Source organism: [Bacillus] enclensis (assembly GCF_001456935.1).
Taxonomy (GTDB): Bacteria; Bacillota; Bacilli; order Bacillales; family Bacillaceae_B; genus Rossellomorea; species Rossellomorea enclensis.
The window spans coordinates 769359-785428 of the sequence record NZ_KQ758483.1; the positions used below are offsets into that span (position 1 = coordinate 769359).

The 16070-nt window shown below is 39.4% G+C and carries 17 protein-coding genes; 12 read left to right on the forward strand and 5 right to left on the reverse strand.

The annotated features are described in order from the left end of the window. Positions 1-9 precede the first annotated feature (9 nt). Positions 10-1254 carry an MFS transporter gene (locus AS034_RS11450; RefSeq protein ID WP_058298533.1) on the reverse strand — a complete coding sequence of 415 codons (1245 nt, stop codon included), beginning with the start codon at positions 1252-1254 and terminating at the stop codon, positions 10-12. 200 nt (positions 1255-1454) lie between these two features. Here AS034_RS11450 and AS034_RS11455 point away from each other — a divergent pair, with 200 nt between their 5' ends. Then, positions 1455-2744: a hemolysin family protein gene (locus AS034_RS11455; RefSeq protein WP_141687705.1), complete on the forward strand. Its 1290-nt coding sequence runs from the start codon at positions 1455-1457 to the stop codon at positions 2742-2744. 83 nt (positions 2745-2827) lie between these two features. Here the strand turns inward: AS034_RS11455 and AS034_RS11460 are convergent, their stop codons facing one another. Beyond that, on the reverse strand, positions 2828-3007 hold the full coding sequence (locus AS034_RS11460; RefSeq protein ID WP_032088619.1) for a hypothetical protein: 180 nt from the start codon (positions 3005-3007) through the stop codon (positions 2828-2830). Positions 3008-3371: 364 nt separating this feature from the next. Between AS034_RS11460 and AS034_RS11465 the strand changes: the two genes are divergently transcribed. From AS034_RS11465 to AS034_RS11500, 8 genes are all read left to right on the forward strand, one after another. Beyond that, complete coding sequence (locus AS034_RS11465; protein ID WP_058298535.1) at positions 3372-4400, forward strand: serine hydrolase domain-containing protein; 1029 nt, start codon at positions 3372-3374, stop codon at positions 4398-4400. 2 nt (positions 4401-4402) lie between these two features. Continuing rightward, positions 4403-4945, forward strand: a complete 543-nt coding sequence (locus AS034_RS11470) for a GNAT family N-acetyltransferase (RefSeq protein WP_419184982.1) — start codon at positions 4403-4405, stop codon at positions 4943-4945. Between the two features lie 55 nt (positions 4946-5000). Further along, a complete protein-coding gene (locus tag AS034_RS11475; RefSeq protein WP_058298537.1) occupies positions 5001-5540 on the forward strand; it encodes a histidine phosphatase family protein in 540 nt (179 codons plus the stop codon). An 86-nt stretch (positions 5541-5626) separates the two neighbouring features. Next, a complete protein-coding gene (locus tag AS034_RS11480; protein ID WP_032088615.1) occupies positions 5627-6043 on the forward strand; it encodes a VOC family protein in 417 nt (138 codons plus the stop codon). A gap of 101 nt (positions 6044-6144) precedes the next feature. Beyond that, positions 6145-6648 (forward strand): GNAT family N-acetyltransferase, encoded by a 504-nt coding sequence (locus tag AS034_RS11485; RefSeq protein ID WP_058298538.1) that lies wholly within the window; start codon positions 6145-6147, stop codon positions 6646-6648. Positions 6649-6700: 52 nt separating this feature from the next. Next, positions 6701-7528, forward strand: coding sequence for a nucleotidyltransferase domain-containing protein (locus AS034_RS11490; RefSeq protein WP_058298539.1), 828 nt, complete (start codon positions 6701-6703; stop codon positions 7526-7528). 288 nt (positions 7529-7816) lie between these two features. Further along, positions 7817-8656 carry an STAS domain-containing protein gene (locus AS034_RS11495; protein WP_058298540.1) on the forward strand — a complete coding sequence of 280 codons (840 nt, stop codon included), beginning with the start codon at positions 7817-7819 and terminating at the stop codon, positions 8654-8656. Between the two features lie 127 nt (positions 8657-8783). Continuing rightward, the gene (locus AS034_RS11500) at positions 8784-9098 is read left to right on the forward strand and encodes a DUF3892 domain-containing protein (protein ID WP_058298541.1); all 315 of its coding nucleotides are present in this window, start codon (positions 8784-8786) and stop codon (positions 9096-9098) included. Positions 9099-9181: 83 nt separating this feature from the next. Here AS034_RS11500 and AS034_RS11505 read toward each other — a convergent pair whose 3' ends face one another. Continuing rightward, positions 9182-9706, reverse strand: a complete 525-nt coding sequence (locus AS034_RS11505; protein ID WP_058298542.1) for a GNAT family N-acetyltransferase — start codon at positions 9704-9706, stop codon at positions 9182-9184. Positions 9707-9899: 193 nt separating this feature from the next. On the opposite strand from AS034_RS11505, the gene AS034_RS11510 reads away from it, so the two are divergent. Then, positions 9900-10562 (forward strand): tubby C-terminal domain-like protein, encoded by a 663-nt coding sequence (locus tag AS034_RS11510; protein WP_058298543.1) that lies wholly within the window; start codon positions 9900-9902, stop codon positions 10560-10562. A 48-nt stretch (positions 10563-10610) separates the two neighbouring features. Here AS034_RS11510 and AS034_RS11515 read toward each other — a convergent pair whose 3' ends face one another. Both AS034_RS11515 and AS034_RS11520 read right to left on the reverse strand, forming a co-directional pair. Next, entirely contained in the window at positions 10611-11435 is an 825-nt protein-coding gene (locus tag AS034_RS11515; protein ID WP_058298544.1) for an STAS domain-containing protein, read from the reverse strand. A 110-nt stretch (positions 11436-11545) separates the two neighbouring features. Next, positions 11546-11977: a hypothetical protein gene (locus AS034_RS11520; protein WP_058298545.1), complete on the reverse strand. Its 432-nt coding sequence runs from the start codon at positions 11975-11977 to the stop codon at positions 11546-11548. Between the two features lie 222 nt (positions 11978-12199). Between AS034_RS11520 and AS034_RS11525 the strand changes: the two genes are divergently transcribed. Both AS034_RS11525 and AS034_RS11530 read left to right on the forward strand, forming a co-directional pair. Beyond that, positions 12200-12625, forward strand: coding sequence for a VOC family protein (locus AS034_RS11525; RefSeq protein WP_058298546.1), 426 nt, complete (start codon positions 12200-12202; stop codon positions 12623-12625). Between the two features lie 189 nt (positions 12626-12814). Continuing rightward, positions 12815-15985 (forward strand): DEAD/DEAH box helicase, encoded by a 3171-nt coding sequence (locus tag AS034_RS11530; protein WP_058298547.1) that lies wholly within the window; start codon positions 12815-12817, stop codon positions 15983-15985. Positions 15986-16070 lie beyond the last annotated feature (85 nt).

Genomic DNA, 16070 nt, shown 5'->3' on the forward strand with positions numbered 1-16070 from the left:
TTCAAAATGCTAAACGGTTGCTTCTTTTAAGCGGGGCTTTTCCTCTGTCTTGATGAAAAAGTAAACCAAGGCAGCAACCGCAAGTGAAATGATCCCTGCCACAATGAAACTTCCATTAAGAAAATCCCTCATGAAAATCGACATCAGTGGAGGGCCTGCAGCTACACCAATAAAACGAGATGAACTATAAAAGGAAGAAATCGTACCGCGTTCTTCTTTCTCAATATTCTCCGTTATGATTGCATCAAGTGTAGGAAGAAGTGATCCTATAGCAAGGCCAAGAAAACTCGTGACTGCAAGGAGAATGATCAGACGGTCATTTACAAAGCCAACAAAGGAAACACTCAATGCTATGGCAGTCAGGCTAACCAACATGATTTTTCTCATCATTTTAAGATCACCCTTTATTTTCCTCCCTGTTATGAAAGATGAAAAACATAAGGCGAGTAGTGGTATCGAAAGGACGAAACCCTTTTTTACCCCATATAAATTATGCGTTTTTTCTAGAATGTCGGACAGGAAGAATAAAACAGCAAAAAGTACATACATAACAAAAATCCCTATGACAAAAATGGTGAATATCCATTTTCCTTCATGTTTAAAGATTTTTTTGGTGTTTTTCATAAACTCTTTTAAAGCAGGCGGTTCTTCTTTTTTCTTTGGTATTTTAATGAAAAAAATGACCAGTAAGATAGAAATCAGGCTGAAAAATGAAATCGAAAAAAATGGAAGATACCATAAAAAAGCGGCAAACGCCGCCCCGAGTATTGGGCTGAGTACTTTTCCGAAGGTATTTGACGTTTCTATGATCCCAAGGCATGAACTTGTCTTTTCATCATCATCTTTATAAAGGTCCCCGACCAAAGGCAGGATGATTGGCGCAGCACCTGCAGCTCCGATTCCCTGAAGTACACGGCCAATGATAATCCAGGTAAATGGCTCATTTATTTTCCATGAAGCATATCCGGCTATAAGTCCCCCAATAAGAGCAAAAATCAAACTCGGCAAAATCACTATTTTTCTTCCGTAGCGGTCAGATAAATATCCGGCGATGGGGATGAGGAAGATGGAAGCTATTGAATAAGAAGTAATGATCATACTTGTTTGAAAAGATGAAATACCCACTTTCTTTTCGAATATGGGCAGTACAGGAATCAGCATAGAATTGCCCAGTGTCATGACTAATGGGATTGAAGCCATACTGACGACACACCAATTACTGACTTTGTTTGTTTCCTTGGTTTTAACGTCCATGGGGCCACCTCTGAATGATTAAATTTACAACTAAAGTATTTGGTCAAAGACAATAATTCATACACTTGCTGCTTGGCTAATTAATTCCATTTGAGGATGTTCCTTGAGGACAGGGAAAGGTATTAAAACAAACATTTAGTGGAATGAATAAGTGCGGGTGGCAAGCAGTTCATATTTAATATACAGGAGGTGGACTTTACATAATGGCACTGAATCTGTTTCTGCTTTTTTTATTGATAGCACTGACTGCTTTCTTTGTTGCGACAGAATTTGCAATAGTCAAAGTAAGGACGTCGAAAATTGATCAGCTTATAACCGAAGGAAAGAAAGGGGCAGTTTCCGCTAAGAAGGTAGTCTCGCATCTTGATGAATATCTATCTGCATGTCAGCTCGGGATAACTGTAACTGCATTGGGTCTTGGCTGGCTTGGGGAACCCACTATTGAGGCTATGATGCATCCTATATTTAACTATTTTTCATTAAATGAGTCATTAACTGAAATATTATCGTTCGGGATAGCATTTTCACTGGTTACATTTCTTCATGTGGTGATCGGTGAACTTGCTCCGAAGACTGTAGCCATTCAAAAAGCGGAAACGATTACTCTGCTTTTTGCGGGTCCGATCATCCTCTTTTATAAGATCATGTTTCCGTTTATCTGGCTGTTGAATGGTTCAGCAAGAACGGTGGTACGTGTATTTGGCATAGAACAGGCATCTGAACATGAATTGGCTCACTCCGAGGAGGAACTCCGGATACTGCTGTCAGAAAGTTACGAGAGTGGAGAAATCAACAAATCAGAACTAAAGTATGTAAATAATATTTTTGAGTTTGATGAACGCATTGCACGCGAAATCATGGTTCCGCGCACAGAGATGGTGACCATCTCAAAAGATGCTACATTTGAAGATGTAAAAGGCATTATTTCTTCCGAACATTATACCCGTTATCCCGTTGTAGAGGATGGGGACAAAGATCATGTATACGGATTTATCAATGTTAAAGAATTTTTAACGGCAAACATGATGAAAAATTTTGAAGAGGACAGTCTTGTACCATTCATAAATCCCCTTATAAGGGTTATTGAAACCATACCCATTCACGACCTCCTGGTCAAAATGCAAAAAGAACGGATTCATATTGCACTTCTGCTGGATGAATATGGCGGTACTTCAGGATTAGTGACCGTCGAGGACATTATTGAAGAAATCGTCGGTGAGATAAGAGATGAATTTGACGAGGATGAAATCCCTGAAATTCAGAAAATAGATGAAAACCACTACATCATTGATGCAAAATTGCTGCTACACGAAGTGAATGATCTGCTTGATACGAATATTCATCATGACAGCATCGACACCATCGGAGGATGGTATCTTGAGGAATGCATGAATCAGCAGAATAAAGAAGTCAAAACAGATAACGGCTATTTGTTTTCGGTACACGAAGGCGACGGTCATCACATTCATTATCTAGATGTAAAAAAATAGCATGACAGCAAAAAAGGCTTGAGCAGTGACTCAAGCCTTCTTTGCATTTTCTGAATAATTTATATGTTTGTAGATGTATTTGATCAGATTGTTTTATCTATGAGCATTTCATAATGAGGGGAATTCATGTCTTTCATGAACGTATGCAATTCCTCTTTTGTTTTCTCATCGAGCCCTTTATAAATCAGGAAGGCCTTCGTCTTTTCAGAAGTAATCATCTTTCTGTAAAGTTTAGAAATTTTTTTACTCCTGTGGGTGTCCATTCAATCCATCCACTCCTTGAATATTGATTAAGATTATTATAATCATTATAAGCATGTTTTTTCAAGTTATTACACTTTGATGTTATAAAATTTTAATATTTTTGACAATTTAAGCTGCATCAGTTGTAACAGTAAAAATAATATGACAAGACTTACGTGAATATTTGTATTAATCGGGCAATTACATACAGAAATATGGTAAAATTTAGTTTAGAAATCCATGACACTGTATGTTCAATAAAAGGATCAAGAGGAGAGGTTAACATGAATTATTGGTCTTGGATCATTATATGCAATCAAATCATTGCCGATATTGCTTCAGGCAATTCAGGCAAAAAAATAAATCTTCGGGTGAGATGGGAAAATGAATAAGGTCCAAGAACAGCTGATCAGCAAAGAATGTAATGAAATGCAAAGCCTCTACAGATACGTTAAGAAGGTGAAGGATCAAATCTTTGCCACCGCAAGCTCAGTTTACATAATTCAGGGGAATGAAGTAATCGGGGAATGGTATGAAGGGAAGGATCCATCTTCACATAGAAAAATTAATGAAAATACACGGTTTAACGTTTTTTCCGTGCGTAAAAGCTATATAGGACTTGCAACAGCCATCATGTTGCATGAAGGGGAAATTAAAGATATAGATGATGCTGTATCTGCTTATCTAGGGGACAATGACCTCTGGGAAGGAATAACGATCCGGCATCTTGTCACACACACACATGGTCTGAATGATGATTTCCCGGATGTGATTAAATCAGCCGGTCCTGGTACAGTCTGGGAATACAACGGGGCAGGTCTTTCGCTGTTGTATAAAATATTAATGAAGGTATCGGGTACCACAGTAAGCGAAATTCTCAAGGCATATGTGTTTAACCCTCTTCAATTAAGAGAAACAGGATGGGAATCGGAACCTTCCCTGCATCTCACGGCTGATGTGAATGAACAAAATCAACCAAGTATCCGGCTCGAAGATCCCACCGGATTTGAAAAAAATTTATTTGTCAGTACAAGAGAGCTCGCACATTGGGGGTATTTCCATTTACATAATGGTCGAATCGGCCAAAAACAAGTTCTTCCCGCAGCCCTTTTCGAAATGACAACTTCGATTCAAACACCTGTCAAGCTGAAGAACACCCCGGAGAATGGATTCTTTTGGTTCCGTAATGAGAATCAATATGAAAAAAGTGAGCTTGGTGAGGAAGTACCGCAAGGCTCTTACCAGATTCTTGGGGCGTCAGGCTGTACGTGCCTGGTCATCCCGAAGTATGACGCCGTGGCTGTAAGAATGTATAACAAGCGTGGAAACCCTCCCGGATATAATTACCTAAGGGACATTAAAAATTTCGGGAATATAGTAAATTCCATTTTAATGAAGCGAATGGGGGAATGATGATGATTCCAAATCATAAGTTCTCAACCGGGCGATTGATATTCCGTGAGTTGGTGGAAAGTGATTGGAGAATGATTCACGATTACGCGTCACAAGAAGTCGTTTGCAGGTATCAGCCCTGGGGACCGAACACCGTCGAGGAAACGAAAACGTTTGTGAGTGAAGTCCTTACTGATCATAAAAAAAATCCTCGAACAAGGTTTATGTTTGCAGTTGTGAGTAAGGAAGATGACCGGTTAATTGGAGCAGTAGAACTGAAAATCGGTGATTTCCAAAACGGTGAAATTGGATACATCATTCATCCGGATTATTGGGGGAGAGGCATTGCCACGGAGGCAGCTAAACAAGTGGTCAACATAGGGTTTGAACACTTCCGTTTACATCGGATACAAGCAACCTGCGATCCCAATAATATTGCCTCTTCCAAAGTCTTAGAGAAAATCGGCATGAGAAAAGAGGGGATTCTGCGCGAAAACCTTTTGATTAAAAGCGGATGGCGGGATTCTGCTGTTTATAGTGTATTGGAAACCGAGAATAAACGTTAACATATAAAAACTGGCTTTTTTAAAACAAATTCTCTATTAAAGGTGGCGGATGAGATTGCTATATGTTGTAAGGCACGGACAAACAGACCTAAACAAAGAAGGCCGGCTGCAGGGGAGGAACGGATTGTCACTAAACACAGATGGATTGAAGCAGGCAAATGCATTAAGAGAACATTTCAAGGAAGTTGAATTCGACTATGTTTTTTCTTCACCTCAGGAAAGAGCCATACAGACCGCGGAGATTTCTACAAGTGTTCAGCCAATTATCGAGGAGCGTCTGAATGTATTCGATTTAGGTGAAGCAGATGGACTCAGAAAGCACGAAGTCAAGCTGAATGGGATACTGCCAGACAGAACTATATATAGAGGAATGGAGGATATTCATGACTTCATAAGGAGAATCTTCAGTTTTATGGGGGAGCTTCAGGAAAAGCACGCTGATGAAAGGGTAAATATCCTCTTATCTGGTCACAGGTGTACCACTGGAGGCATAGGGGCTTATTTCGAGGGCGTGCCTGAAGATCAAAATATTTTGAGGTATTCATCTGATAATGGCAGTTTCAAAACATATAAGTTCGTTAATTATCAACAATAGTTTTCAATTTGCCTTTTATATGTTTAATTCGTAATTTGTAATTTGTAATGATAGAAACATTATATTATGAATGAGGGGGTAACGGGATGAAAAATAAGTTAATGAGGGTGGGAACCACCTATATACCCGTTAGTGACGTGGAAAAAGCTGCATCGTGGTACTCAGCTAACCTGGAGGCGGTCTTGAACTATAAAGATGGAGAAAAAGCCATTCTTGAGTTGGCAAATCATAGTCTGTTCCTTGTAAAAGCAAAGGAAGGAGAAACGGCGAACTTTCAAGATCATAATGGAAGAATAAGATTTTCAATGACGTTTGAGGTAGAGGGTATGGATGCATTGAATTCGCTTCATAGTGAATTGAATCGGAAAGGGATCATGGTGGGGGACATAGAGAACAGAGGACATGCAGGCAGAAATTTCGTCTTTACCGATCCTGATGGAAACAGATTTGACGTGTGGAGCGAGTTGAGCCCGTTTTTTAAAGAAATGATGATTAAGAAATAACTGTCACAAGGATTAGGAATCGCTGGAAGTGTTTAAACCTTCATAGGGATGTTAGATAAAAAGTCTAAGAATTTTTATAGAAAGATAGATGGAGTGTTCACATGAATATTAGACCAGTCAAAAAGGAAGAAGCAGAAGAGTTATTACATTTAATCATGAATGTTGAGAATCAGTCCGAATTCATGCTGATGGCGCCCGGGGAACGTCAAATGACTTTGGAGAAGCAAACAACGATGATAGAAAAAGTTGAAAAGCAGGAGAATGCTGTGATATTAATTGCAGAGAAAGAAGGCGTCATGATTGGATACCTTTTTGCGCTTGGAGGTTCTGCTCAAAGGAAGAAACATTCGGCATATCTGGTAGCCGGTATTTTAAAGGAGTATAGAGGTCAGGGTGCGGGAACACTGCTTTTTCAGGCTGTTGAGGAATGGGCGGTAATACACGGCATCTCAAGGTTGGAGCTGACCGCCGTTACCCGTAATACACCTGGCATAGCACTCTACAGAAAGCGCGGATTCGAGGTGGAAGGCACCAAGAGGAATTCTCTTTTAATAAATGGTGATTTCTATGATGAGTACTATATGTCTAAACTTTTATTCCGCTAATATCAAGTGACAAATTAGTAAACGAACAACTATGAAGCGAGGTAAAGTCATAATGGACAAATTAAAACAAAAATCTCTTGAAATGGCAGCTTTCTATAAACAAAATCCAAAGGTAGAAGCAATCCTGCTTGCAGGGTCTGTGTCGAGGGGCTGGCAAGACGAGCATTCGGATATTGAATTGCATATTTTATGGAATGAGCCTCCGAGCGACGAAGATCGGCTTGCCCCAATAGAGAAAGCAGAAGGTGAAATTCTTTCCTTTCATCCATACGAAGATGAGGAATGGTCAGAAGCGTATCTGACAAATGATGGTGTAAAACTCGAAATCAGCAGTTTTCTTACCTCATCCATAGATAAGATGATTGAGGATGTAGTAATCAGGACTGAGACAGATTATGATAAACAATGCATTGCGGCTTCGGTTTATTATGGCCAGTCATTGTTTGGGAAAGAGAAAATCACTCAATTGAAAAATACCGTCCATACATATCCGGAAGAGTTAACGAAAGAAATGATCCTGGAAAACCTGGACTTTGGAAATCGATGGCATAATCGGGAAGCGCTTCTGGATCGTCAAGACTGGCTTATGCTGTATAGTGTTATTTGCGATGTTGAGAAAAAACTTTTAGGTCTATTATTTGGCCTTAATAAAATGTATATTCACCATCCGGCATTTAAATGGTTGGAGAAAAGTATTGAGCTTATGGATGATAGACCAAGTAATTTGTACGAGAGATTGTCTGATATCCTATCAGGGAGAATTGAGAAAAGTTTAGAGGACCTTAATACGTTAGTTGAGGAAACAATAACTCTGGTGGAAATGCAGTATCCTCATTTGATAAACAGTGAAATAAAGAAAAAGCTAAAATATATCAAGTAAAAGGAGATTGAATCCTCTATCAAGGTAGGGGAAATCATTCATGATAAGAAAATTGTTGAAGAGGCATTATTTTTATGCCGAAAAATCAGGAAGAAAAGCGATTTTGCTTGCTCTTCCTTTTTTTGTGTGAATTAACACACCCGTAAGATATTGGCGAGACTTTTCATCATTCATCAAACAAATGAGCAAATTTTATGGCTTAGTATTATTTGTGAATCGTTGGAAGGGTTTTCAGTTTATTTTGTCGAATGAAAAATATATAACTATAATTCAAAGGGGAGTTTTTCTATGGGTACCACTTTCGATAACAAGAAGGAAATTTCAGCATTTATAGTGGCAAATCGGAAAAATTTTCAGGATAAACTGCTTTCCGAAGCAGTGAATGTAGGGAGCAAGATCGATGATATATTAAAGAAAGGAAATATCGACCTTCTTAAAAATGCAGAAAAATTGGTCGTATATATCGCAGAGAGTCATGAGAAGGAATTGGAGGAATTCGCCAAAATCGAAGGCGTAGCCTGGGCGGAACATTCACTTACCCTTGCATTTAAGCTTGAATGGGTGCAGGCAATAAGACGTACATTATGGCACTTTCTTTATGAATATGACAAAATGCATGAAACCCAAACAGACCGGGAAGAATTTTACGAATTGGAAAAAAGGATCAATGATAATGTTGATCGTTTCTTGAACAACTTTTTTATCAGTTATTCTGATTTTAAGGATCAGCAGCTCTTATCACAAAGAAAGCTTGTTGAGCATTTATCGGTTCCGATCATTCCGATCAGTTCTATGATTGCTGTACTTCCCCTGATTGGAACAATCGATTCCTACAGAATTCAGACTATCGAAGAGAAAATATTAATGAATATCGCTTCATTGAAAATTCAAACCTTAATCATAGACATGTCGGGGGTAGCAGAGATGGAAATTGACATTATTGTCCATCTTCAAAGGTTATTAGGAGGCATCAATATGATGGGCTGCGAAGCCGTCATGACCGGTTTGCGGGTTGATCTAGTAAGAAAGATGATTCATTCAGGAGTCAGTTTTGAGAAGGATGCACTGACCAAAGGAACATTACAGCAGACATTAAGGGAGTATCTGGTGCTTGAACCATGTAAGTAGTCTCCGAAATCCTAAATTATCATAACTTTATTATGTAAACCCTATAAAGCTATTGTGCATTTTTTTATTCATTCATAAAAGCAGCACCTCCCGCCCATACTAAACGTATGTTCGGGAGGTGCTATTGTTGGAAAAAGAAAATTTTGAACAAATTTATGAACAGTACAAGCAGGAAGGCGCAAATCATCTTCAACAAGAATCAGCACAACCTGGTCAGCCAGGTGCTGAAAAGATCGTAGCCATACGTAAAAATGGGGACGATGATATTATCGCTTTTAAAACAGAAAGCGGACGGGAACTTGATTACCTGACTGCTCTGGAGGAAGCAAAGACAGGGAAGCTTGCCCATTTAGATGTCTTTCACCGGTACGGAAGGGATATCATCCGTAGTGAACCGGATGGAATTGAAGAAAATAATCTAAATAATCTTCCACATTTTTAACTTGAGAAGTGGAGTCTTGTAAATAAGGCTCCACTTTCATTTATCAAGTCCAGATTGGGAAAGTAAATGTTGTTTAAGATAGATTAATTTCTCAGCACTGTAATGAATCCTCCGAGGATTTCGTGGCTGACTGTAAATCCTTTTCTTTTATAAAACTCAAGTGCATCCACATTTCCGTTAGAAACAAAGATGAAAACGTCATCAACTTCATTGAATTGATTCAGCCAATCCATTGACATACCAAATAGCTTCGAGCCGATGCCATATTTTCTATATTCTTCTTTAATATAAAACTGCGATAGGCATCCTACATTAGGTTTTCTGACAGTTGCCATATCAAAGAAAGTGGCAAATTCGTTGGAGTAGGTTTCCTTCGGTGAGATATTGGAATAAACATATCCTACAATCCGGTCTGCATCTTTAACGACTACGATGAAATTATGTATGGCTTTTTCAATAGATGGAATCAGTCGCGTCTCAAAACTCATATCATCGAATAGCTCAGGTCTTATTGAAGCTGCTGATTGCTGGAATTTCATCAGTTCATTGCAGCTCTCCCGCAGGCAATCGACCTTATCCTCATGCAAAACTTCATAGATTAAGTTCACGTTTCTCACTCCTTACATACATAGACATGGTGGAATAGTATATGATTATTTTATACGAGATTTATTTTAATTGGTATGATTTTAAAAGTACCACTTTAATAGTTCACTCTGGCTTTTAAAATCATCCAATTATTTTCAATTTTTAACGCTGTAGAGAGGGCGGCCTTGATATAAAGAGAGGGAGGAATCATCAATGTACTCATCAGGATTTGTACCATCATGGTTTTACCTCATGGTCATTATTGTATTTATTTTATTTGTAGCAATAGGATATTGGGTGACAAGGGCAGAGAAAGACTTAAAAACAGGGGGAGACGGGAAGATTGCGGATAAGGCCATTTTCTATGAAAATCGTTTCAGGAATTCGATAAAACCTGCTGAAATCATTGATGTCAAAACGAATTATGCAGGATCCGTACAACGGATCTTCAGCACCAGGCTACAGCAGATATTTGCCTTTTTTTCACCTCGGCATCATATTAAACTGATTGGCAAGAATCATGATGAAAGGCTTGTAATAACCGTCAAAAACATAAAAAGCGGTGAGGAATTCCTACAGAGCAGCTGGGAAGCTGAAGTCAGAAAAGATGGGGTCAAGGAAAGATTTAAAATAAATAATTATTCAAAAAGAAGAAGGCGCATTGACTTGTCTTTCCCATTTAAAGGTAAGTTAGTCACAGTTTCAAGTGACCTCAAAGACGGGGTGATAAGGTTTCATGATGATAACAGAGAGTGTGCTTTAATCACTTTCCAACGAAAGTTTCCGCCCAGAAAAGTATTTATCGACGCAAAAGAGGGAGGGCTGCCACTCACAATGCTTGCAGTCATGTTTGAGATCGTAAAGTATTATGATTAATAAAAGAGGGAGAACCAATCTGCTGGTTCTCCCTCTTTTATTAAGTCCCTATTCCTGCAGTTCCTTCATTGCGATGTGAAGGCTTGAATAAATTGGTATAGTTGAAATGTTGATTCCGAGATTGATCATGGTTTGGGCAATTTCGGGGCGAATGCCTGTCAAAATGGCATTGATGCCGGAAAGACCCAGGGCATCGATTACTTTGAAAATCCGGTCTGCAACCATTGTATCAATGATCGGAACTCCTGATAAATCCATGATGATATGATCAAGTCCAAGTTCGGACCCTTTTATGAGAGCCTTGTCCATTAATTCGTGAGCCCGTTTTGTATCAATGTCACCGACCAAAGGCAGAATCCCGATTGTATCGGTGACCTTGATTACAGGTACCGACAGTTCCAACGCAACCGATTCGGCTGCATAGATTCTTGAATAGTATTTCTTACTATAAGAAATACTGAGCCAGTGAACTGCACGGTCAACAACAGAATTAAACCGGGAAAGCACATTATAGAACTCAATATACGAAAGTTGCTGCTTTTCAGCTTCTTCACTGATGATTTTCCCGATTCTATCTCTGTAATTCCTGATTTCTTCTATTGCAATATCCAAAGGAAGATCTAAATCTATTAAAAGATTCACTGCCTGTTCTCCCCATTTATTTAAATGCTCATAGGATTCATCAAGAGACTCAGTGATTGATTTTGCATATATATTGATAAGGTTATGACGCCATTCTGTCATTTCCCTGCTGATTGCATTTGAGTAGTTATCCTTATTATCAATCGCTCTCTGACCTACCATTTCATCTTTAAGTTTAAGGATGGATTGGGCGATATCATTCATTTTTGTATTCTCCATATTTACTGACACAAAAGCATTCCTCCTGCCGGCTTTTTAAAATATGGTAACACAAAATGATCATTTCGTCTTTAGTCAGCACTTCTTTACCAGGCAGATAGGTTAATATTACAGCTGACAGCTTATGAATTAACTGTATTCCACTTCTTCAATTTTTTTTCAGGGATACCGTAATAAACTGTTTCTGTCCGGTCCCTTGCTCCGTAACTGACAATATACTGACCCCCATTCCAATTGATTTCGATGGAAACAACTTCTGCATTCCGCTTCAAACCTGCGATTTCTATCTGGACATCATCTTCTAAATCAAACATCGTATCATAAAACAGGCACTGCCTTTCAATGGATGTAAGGGACGCACAGTCCTCTACATTTACATATGTCTTGGATCCTCCATCAATATCATATGTGATGGCAGAGGAATGCTTATTTAACAAAAAGCTGATTTTAATTACTTTTCCTGCCTTCAGACGGCTGGAAGTATGAGAAGCACTAAGTACATCTTCATTGCTGACTTTAATATTTAATGGAATCACTTCCACAGATCCAAACATGAACCAGACCCCCAGGTATAGATTGACTTAGTTATACCTATTAAGAAGGGACTATTGATAGAACATTGTAACAATATAGAATATTGTAAAATAATTGCATAATCTTATTGCGAACATTTGTTCTGTCTGCTATGATTATCATGTAATGGGTGATGTCACGAATGAGCACAGTACTTTAATGGAGTACAGGAATGAAAATATTTTAAATTAGGAGATGTTAAAATGAATGTACAAGTTTTTCCATACTTGGTGATGGACGGAGACGCCGGCGAAGCAATCAATTTTTATAAAGAAGCTTTGGATGCTGAAATTCTTTACTCCCAGACCTTCGGTGAGAGCCCTGAAGATCCTGAACATCCACTTCCAGCAGAGGCAAAAGCCCGTATCATGCACGCGACAATCAAGATCGGGGAATCGGAGATCATGTTGAGCGATACGTTCCCGGGGCAGCCTCATTCAATGGGAAGCCAAGTGACTTTGTGTATTACTACGAGTAATGCTGAAATTTCACAAAAAATATTTGAGGGGTTAAAGCATGAAGGCGAAGTAACAATGCCGCTCCAGATGACATTTTTCAGCCCGCTATATGGGTCCGTGATTGACAAATTCGGAGTTTCCTTCCAAATTTATACTGGTGAAGAAAAATAATCTTTAATCATCACCCTTACAAGGATCCTCCTTAGAACCATACATAATCCTGAAAGGGCCATTCTCTGTTCACCATGGAGGCTGGCTCTATCGTTTACTATTCTCTGTTCCCCAAACTGCTTAATTCCTCAAATATGTTACAATCAACCTATCCAATACCCGTAATTCAGCATTTAGAAGGAGATTACTATGAATTTCAAGCTTAATCCCAAAATCATTCAGGATATGTGCGGGACTGTGTCTTATAAAAGTGGAGAAGCTTACGTCCGTACCAATAAGGTTACCATCTTAAAACATGAATCAAATCTTTGCAAAGCTATAGTAAAAGGTGCCGAAACGTTCGAAGTAACCATATTCAAAGACGCTGTGGGTGAATTGGCAACTGATTGCAGCTGCCCGAAACTTGCATCCTATAATCTTTCATGTCAGCATACCGCAGCTGTATTGATAGCAATTCACGACTCCCAGGCTTCATCCGGGAAGGAATTAACTGATGACTTTTTGTCTCTTTTTAACGGTCAGAAAGAAAGTCGTTCAAGAGCTGAAATGCTTCACTTTGAAACAAGAGAGGCAACAAATATGGATTTCATTCTTCTGCCTGTTTCAATGGTGGAAGGGCAGAGTTTGTTGGGTGCGAAAATTGTAATGAACCAACATCCTGTCGATGACATCAGGGGATTCTTAAAAGCTTTGAAAGAAGGCATCTCGTTTAAAATAAACAACAACTTCACTTATTCACCTCATAATCACTGTTTGCCAAGAGAAGCAGATGCAGTTGTAAGCGAATTAATTAAAACTCTGGATGATGAGCGAATATATAGAGACAAACTCAAGGGTGAGGTTGAGATTGTCAAAGAGATATTGATCCTTCCTCCCTCTTCATTCGAAGAAATTCTTACAGTTTTGGAAAAAGTGACAGTGACCATCGAACATCGGGAAAAGGAGTTTTTCAGGTTTCAAAAATCCACCTCACCGCTGCCTTTGATTTTTGTCTTTGATGTATGGCAGGAAGATCGGTACACATTAAGTATCACCGGGCTTAAAGGTATGATCTTATTATCCCCGTACAATTCGGTACTGTATGATGGGATACTCTACCCCCTGAATGATACTGACTTTAGAAGGCTTACTGAATTGCAAACAATGTTGAATGCGTCAGGCCAAAAGGAAATAAACATCCCGAAAGACAAAATCGGTTTTTTCTTGGAAAAAGTGGCACCGCATCTGAAAAACCTTGGTCAAGTAAGGATATCCAAATCTCTGACTGAACAGTACTTTAAAACTCCCCTGACAGCAAAACTCTATCTGGACAGGGTGCATAATAAACTGCTTGCCGGTCTTGAATTTCAATATGATCATATCATTATTAATCCTTTAGAAGAAAAAGACCTTGCAACCGGTTCACTGGTCATCCGGGACACCGAGAAGGAAAAGAGGATTTTGGCTATCATGGAGGAAAGTTCATTTGCACAGACGGATGGCGGCTATCTTATTCAAAATGAAGAACTGGAATTTGATTTTCTGTACTATCAACTGCCAAAGCTACAAAGACTCACGAGTGTGTATGCCACCACGGCTGTCAGGAATAGGATTTTCCGGGGGAACATGAAGCCGCAAATCAGGATTAGGGTAAGTAAAGAGCGGACTAACTGGCTTGAATTCAATTTCCAAATGGATGGTATACCCGAAACTGATATACGTGACTTGCTATCCTCCCTGGAAGAAAAAAGGAAATATTTTCGTCTGCGTGACGGCAGATTAATGTCCTTGGACACAAAAGAAACTCAGGAAATCCGTCGTTTCCTGGAAAGAGCAGAAATACATCCTGCTTCTTTGTCAGATGGACTGGAAATTCCAATGGCTCAGTGCATTGAGTTGATTGATACTGTAGATGGAAGTGAAGGGTTCAAGATGGAGAAATCATTCCGTGAGTTCCTTGATACTCTGCATAAACCTGGAAGCTTGGAGTTTGATGTACCTGAAACCCTGAATGATGTACTCAGAGATTACCAGAAGAAAGGATACACATGGATGAAAACCCTTGCTCATTTTGGGTTTGGGGGCATCCTTGCTGACGATATGGGGCTCGGGAAGACGATCCAGAGCATTGCATTCATTCAATCAATTTTAGAAGAATCCAGAAAGGATGAAGTACCCGCACTGATTGTTTGTCCTTCATCGCTCACATATAATTGGCTGAGTGAGATGATGAAATTTTCTCCCGAAACAAATACATTGGTTTTAGACGGAAGCAAAAACAACAGAAAGAAATTACAGTCAACCATTCAAGAGGTGGATGTCGTCATTACCTCCTATTCAATTCTGCGGAGGGATATCCGATGGTTTGAAGAACAGAAATTTTCAGTTGTGTTTTATGATGAAGCACAAGCTTTTAAAAACCCTCTGACTCAAACAGCCCGGGCTGTCAAGAAAGTCCAGGCCGTTCATCGATTCGCCCTTACCGGGACTCCGGTCGAGAATTCAATTGAAGATCTATGGTCGATCTTCCATGTAGTGTTTCCGCAACTGTTCCTGGGTTTGAAGGATTACAGCCAGCTCACTAATAAAACGATTGCACGCAGGGTCCAGCCTTTCATGCTTCGTAGAATGAAAGAAGAAGTTCTGGAGGAGCTTCCAGATAAACTAGAAACAAGAGAAACAGTCGAATTACTTCCCGAGCAGAAGAAACTATATGCTGCATACTTGGCAAAACTCCGTCATGACACACTCAAACATCTGGATAAAGATACTTTTAGAAAAAATAAGATTAAAATTCTTGCTGGAATCACACGATTGAGACAGATATGCTGCCATCCTGCATTATTTGTCGATGGATATGAAGGAAGTTCTGCTAAAATGGAGATGCTTATGGAATTATTGGATGAGTCCATGGAATCAGGCAGAAGGGTGCTGATTTTTTCTCAATTCACCAAAATGCTTCAATTGATTGGCAGGAAACTCGCGGAAAGAAGCACACCATTTTTTTATCTTGATGGTGAAACTCCTTCTGAAGAACGCCTGAACTTATGTAATCGTTACAATATCGGGGAAAGGGATATATTCCTTGTCTCCTTAAAAGCAGGAGGTACCGGACTTAACCTTCATAGTGCCGACACTGTAATCCTTTACGATACTTGGTGGAACCCCGCAGTAGAAGAGCAGGCCGCAGACCGTGCTCACCGTATGGGGCAGGAGAATGTGGTCCAAGTAATCAAACTGGTTGCAAGGGGGACAATTGAAGAGAAGATGAATGAATTGCAGGACATGAAGCGGGATCTTATAGAAGAAGTCATTGATCCTGCAGAGAAAAAAGGAAATCTGCTGAGTGAACGTGATATCAGAGAGATATTGATGATTTAATAAGGATCGCAGCTGTTGAAAAGGGGGACAGGTTCGTGATGGGCAAAGCCTTTCATGGAGATCAACAGCTGCACATAAAATATTT

Bases quoted from the DNA above. Each gene is read 5' to 3' on its own strand.
- AS034_RS11450 (WP_058298533.1), bottom strand. From the start codon at position 1,254: ATGGACGTTAAAACCAAGGAAACAAACAAAGTCAGTAATTGGTGTGTC.
- AS034_RS11460 (WP_032088619.1), bottom strand. From the start codon at position 3,007: ATGGACACCCACAGGAGTAAAAAAATTTCTAAACTTTACAGAAAGATG.
- AS034_RS11465 (WP_058298535.1), top strand. From the start codon at position 3,372: ATGAATAAGGTCCAAGAACAGCTGATCAGCAAAGAATGTAATGAAATG.
- AS034_RS11470 (WP_419184982.1), top strand. From the start codon at position 4,403: ATGATTCCAAATCATAAGTTCTCAACCGGGCGATTGATATTCCGTGAG.
- AS034_RS11480 (WP_032088615.1), top strand. From the start codon at position 5,627: ATGAAAAATAAGTTAATGAGGGTGGGAACCACCTATATACCCGTTAGT.
- AS034_RS11485 (WP_058298538.1), top strand. From the start codon at position 6,145: ATGAATATTAGACCAGTCAAAAAGGAAGAAGCAGAAGAGTTATTACAT.
- AS034_RS11490 (WP_058298539.1), top strand. From the start codon at position 6,701: ATGGACAAATTAAAACAAAAATCTCTTGAAATGGCAGCTTTCTATAAA.
- AS034_RS11495 (WP_058298540.1), top strand. From the start codon at position 7,817: ATGGGTACCACTTTCGATAACAAGAAGGAAATTTCAGCATTTATAGTG.
- AS034_RS11510 (WP_058298543.1), top strand. From the start codon at position 9,900: ATGTACTCATCAGGATTTGTACCATCATGGTTTTACCTCATGGTCATT.
- AS034_RS11520 (WP_058298545.1), bottom strand. From the start codon at position 11,977: ATGTTTGGATCTGTGGAAGTGATTCCATTAAATATTAAAGTCAGCAAT.
- AS034_RS11525 (WP_058298546.1), top strand. From the start codon at position 12,200: ATGAATGTACAAGTTTTTCCATACTTGGTGATGGACGGAGACGCCGGC.
- AS034_RS11530 (WP_058298547.1), top strand. From the start codon at position 12,815: ATGAATTTCAAGCTTAATCCCAAAATCATTCAGGATATGTGCGGGACT.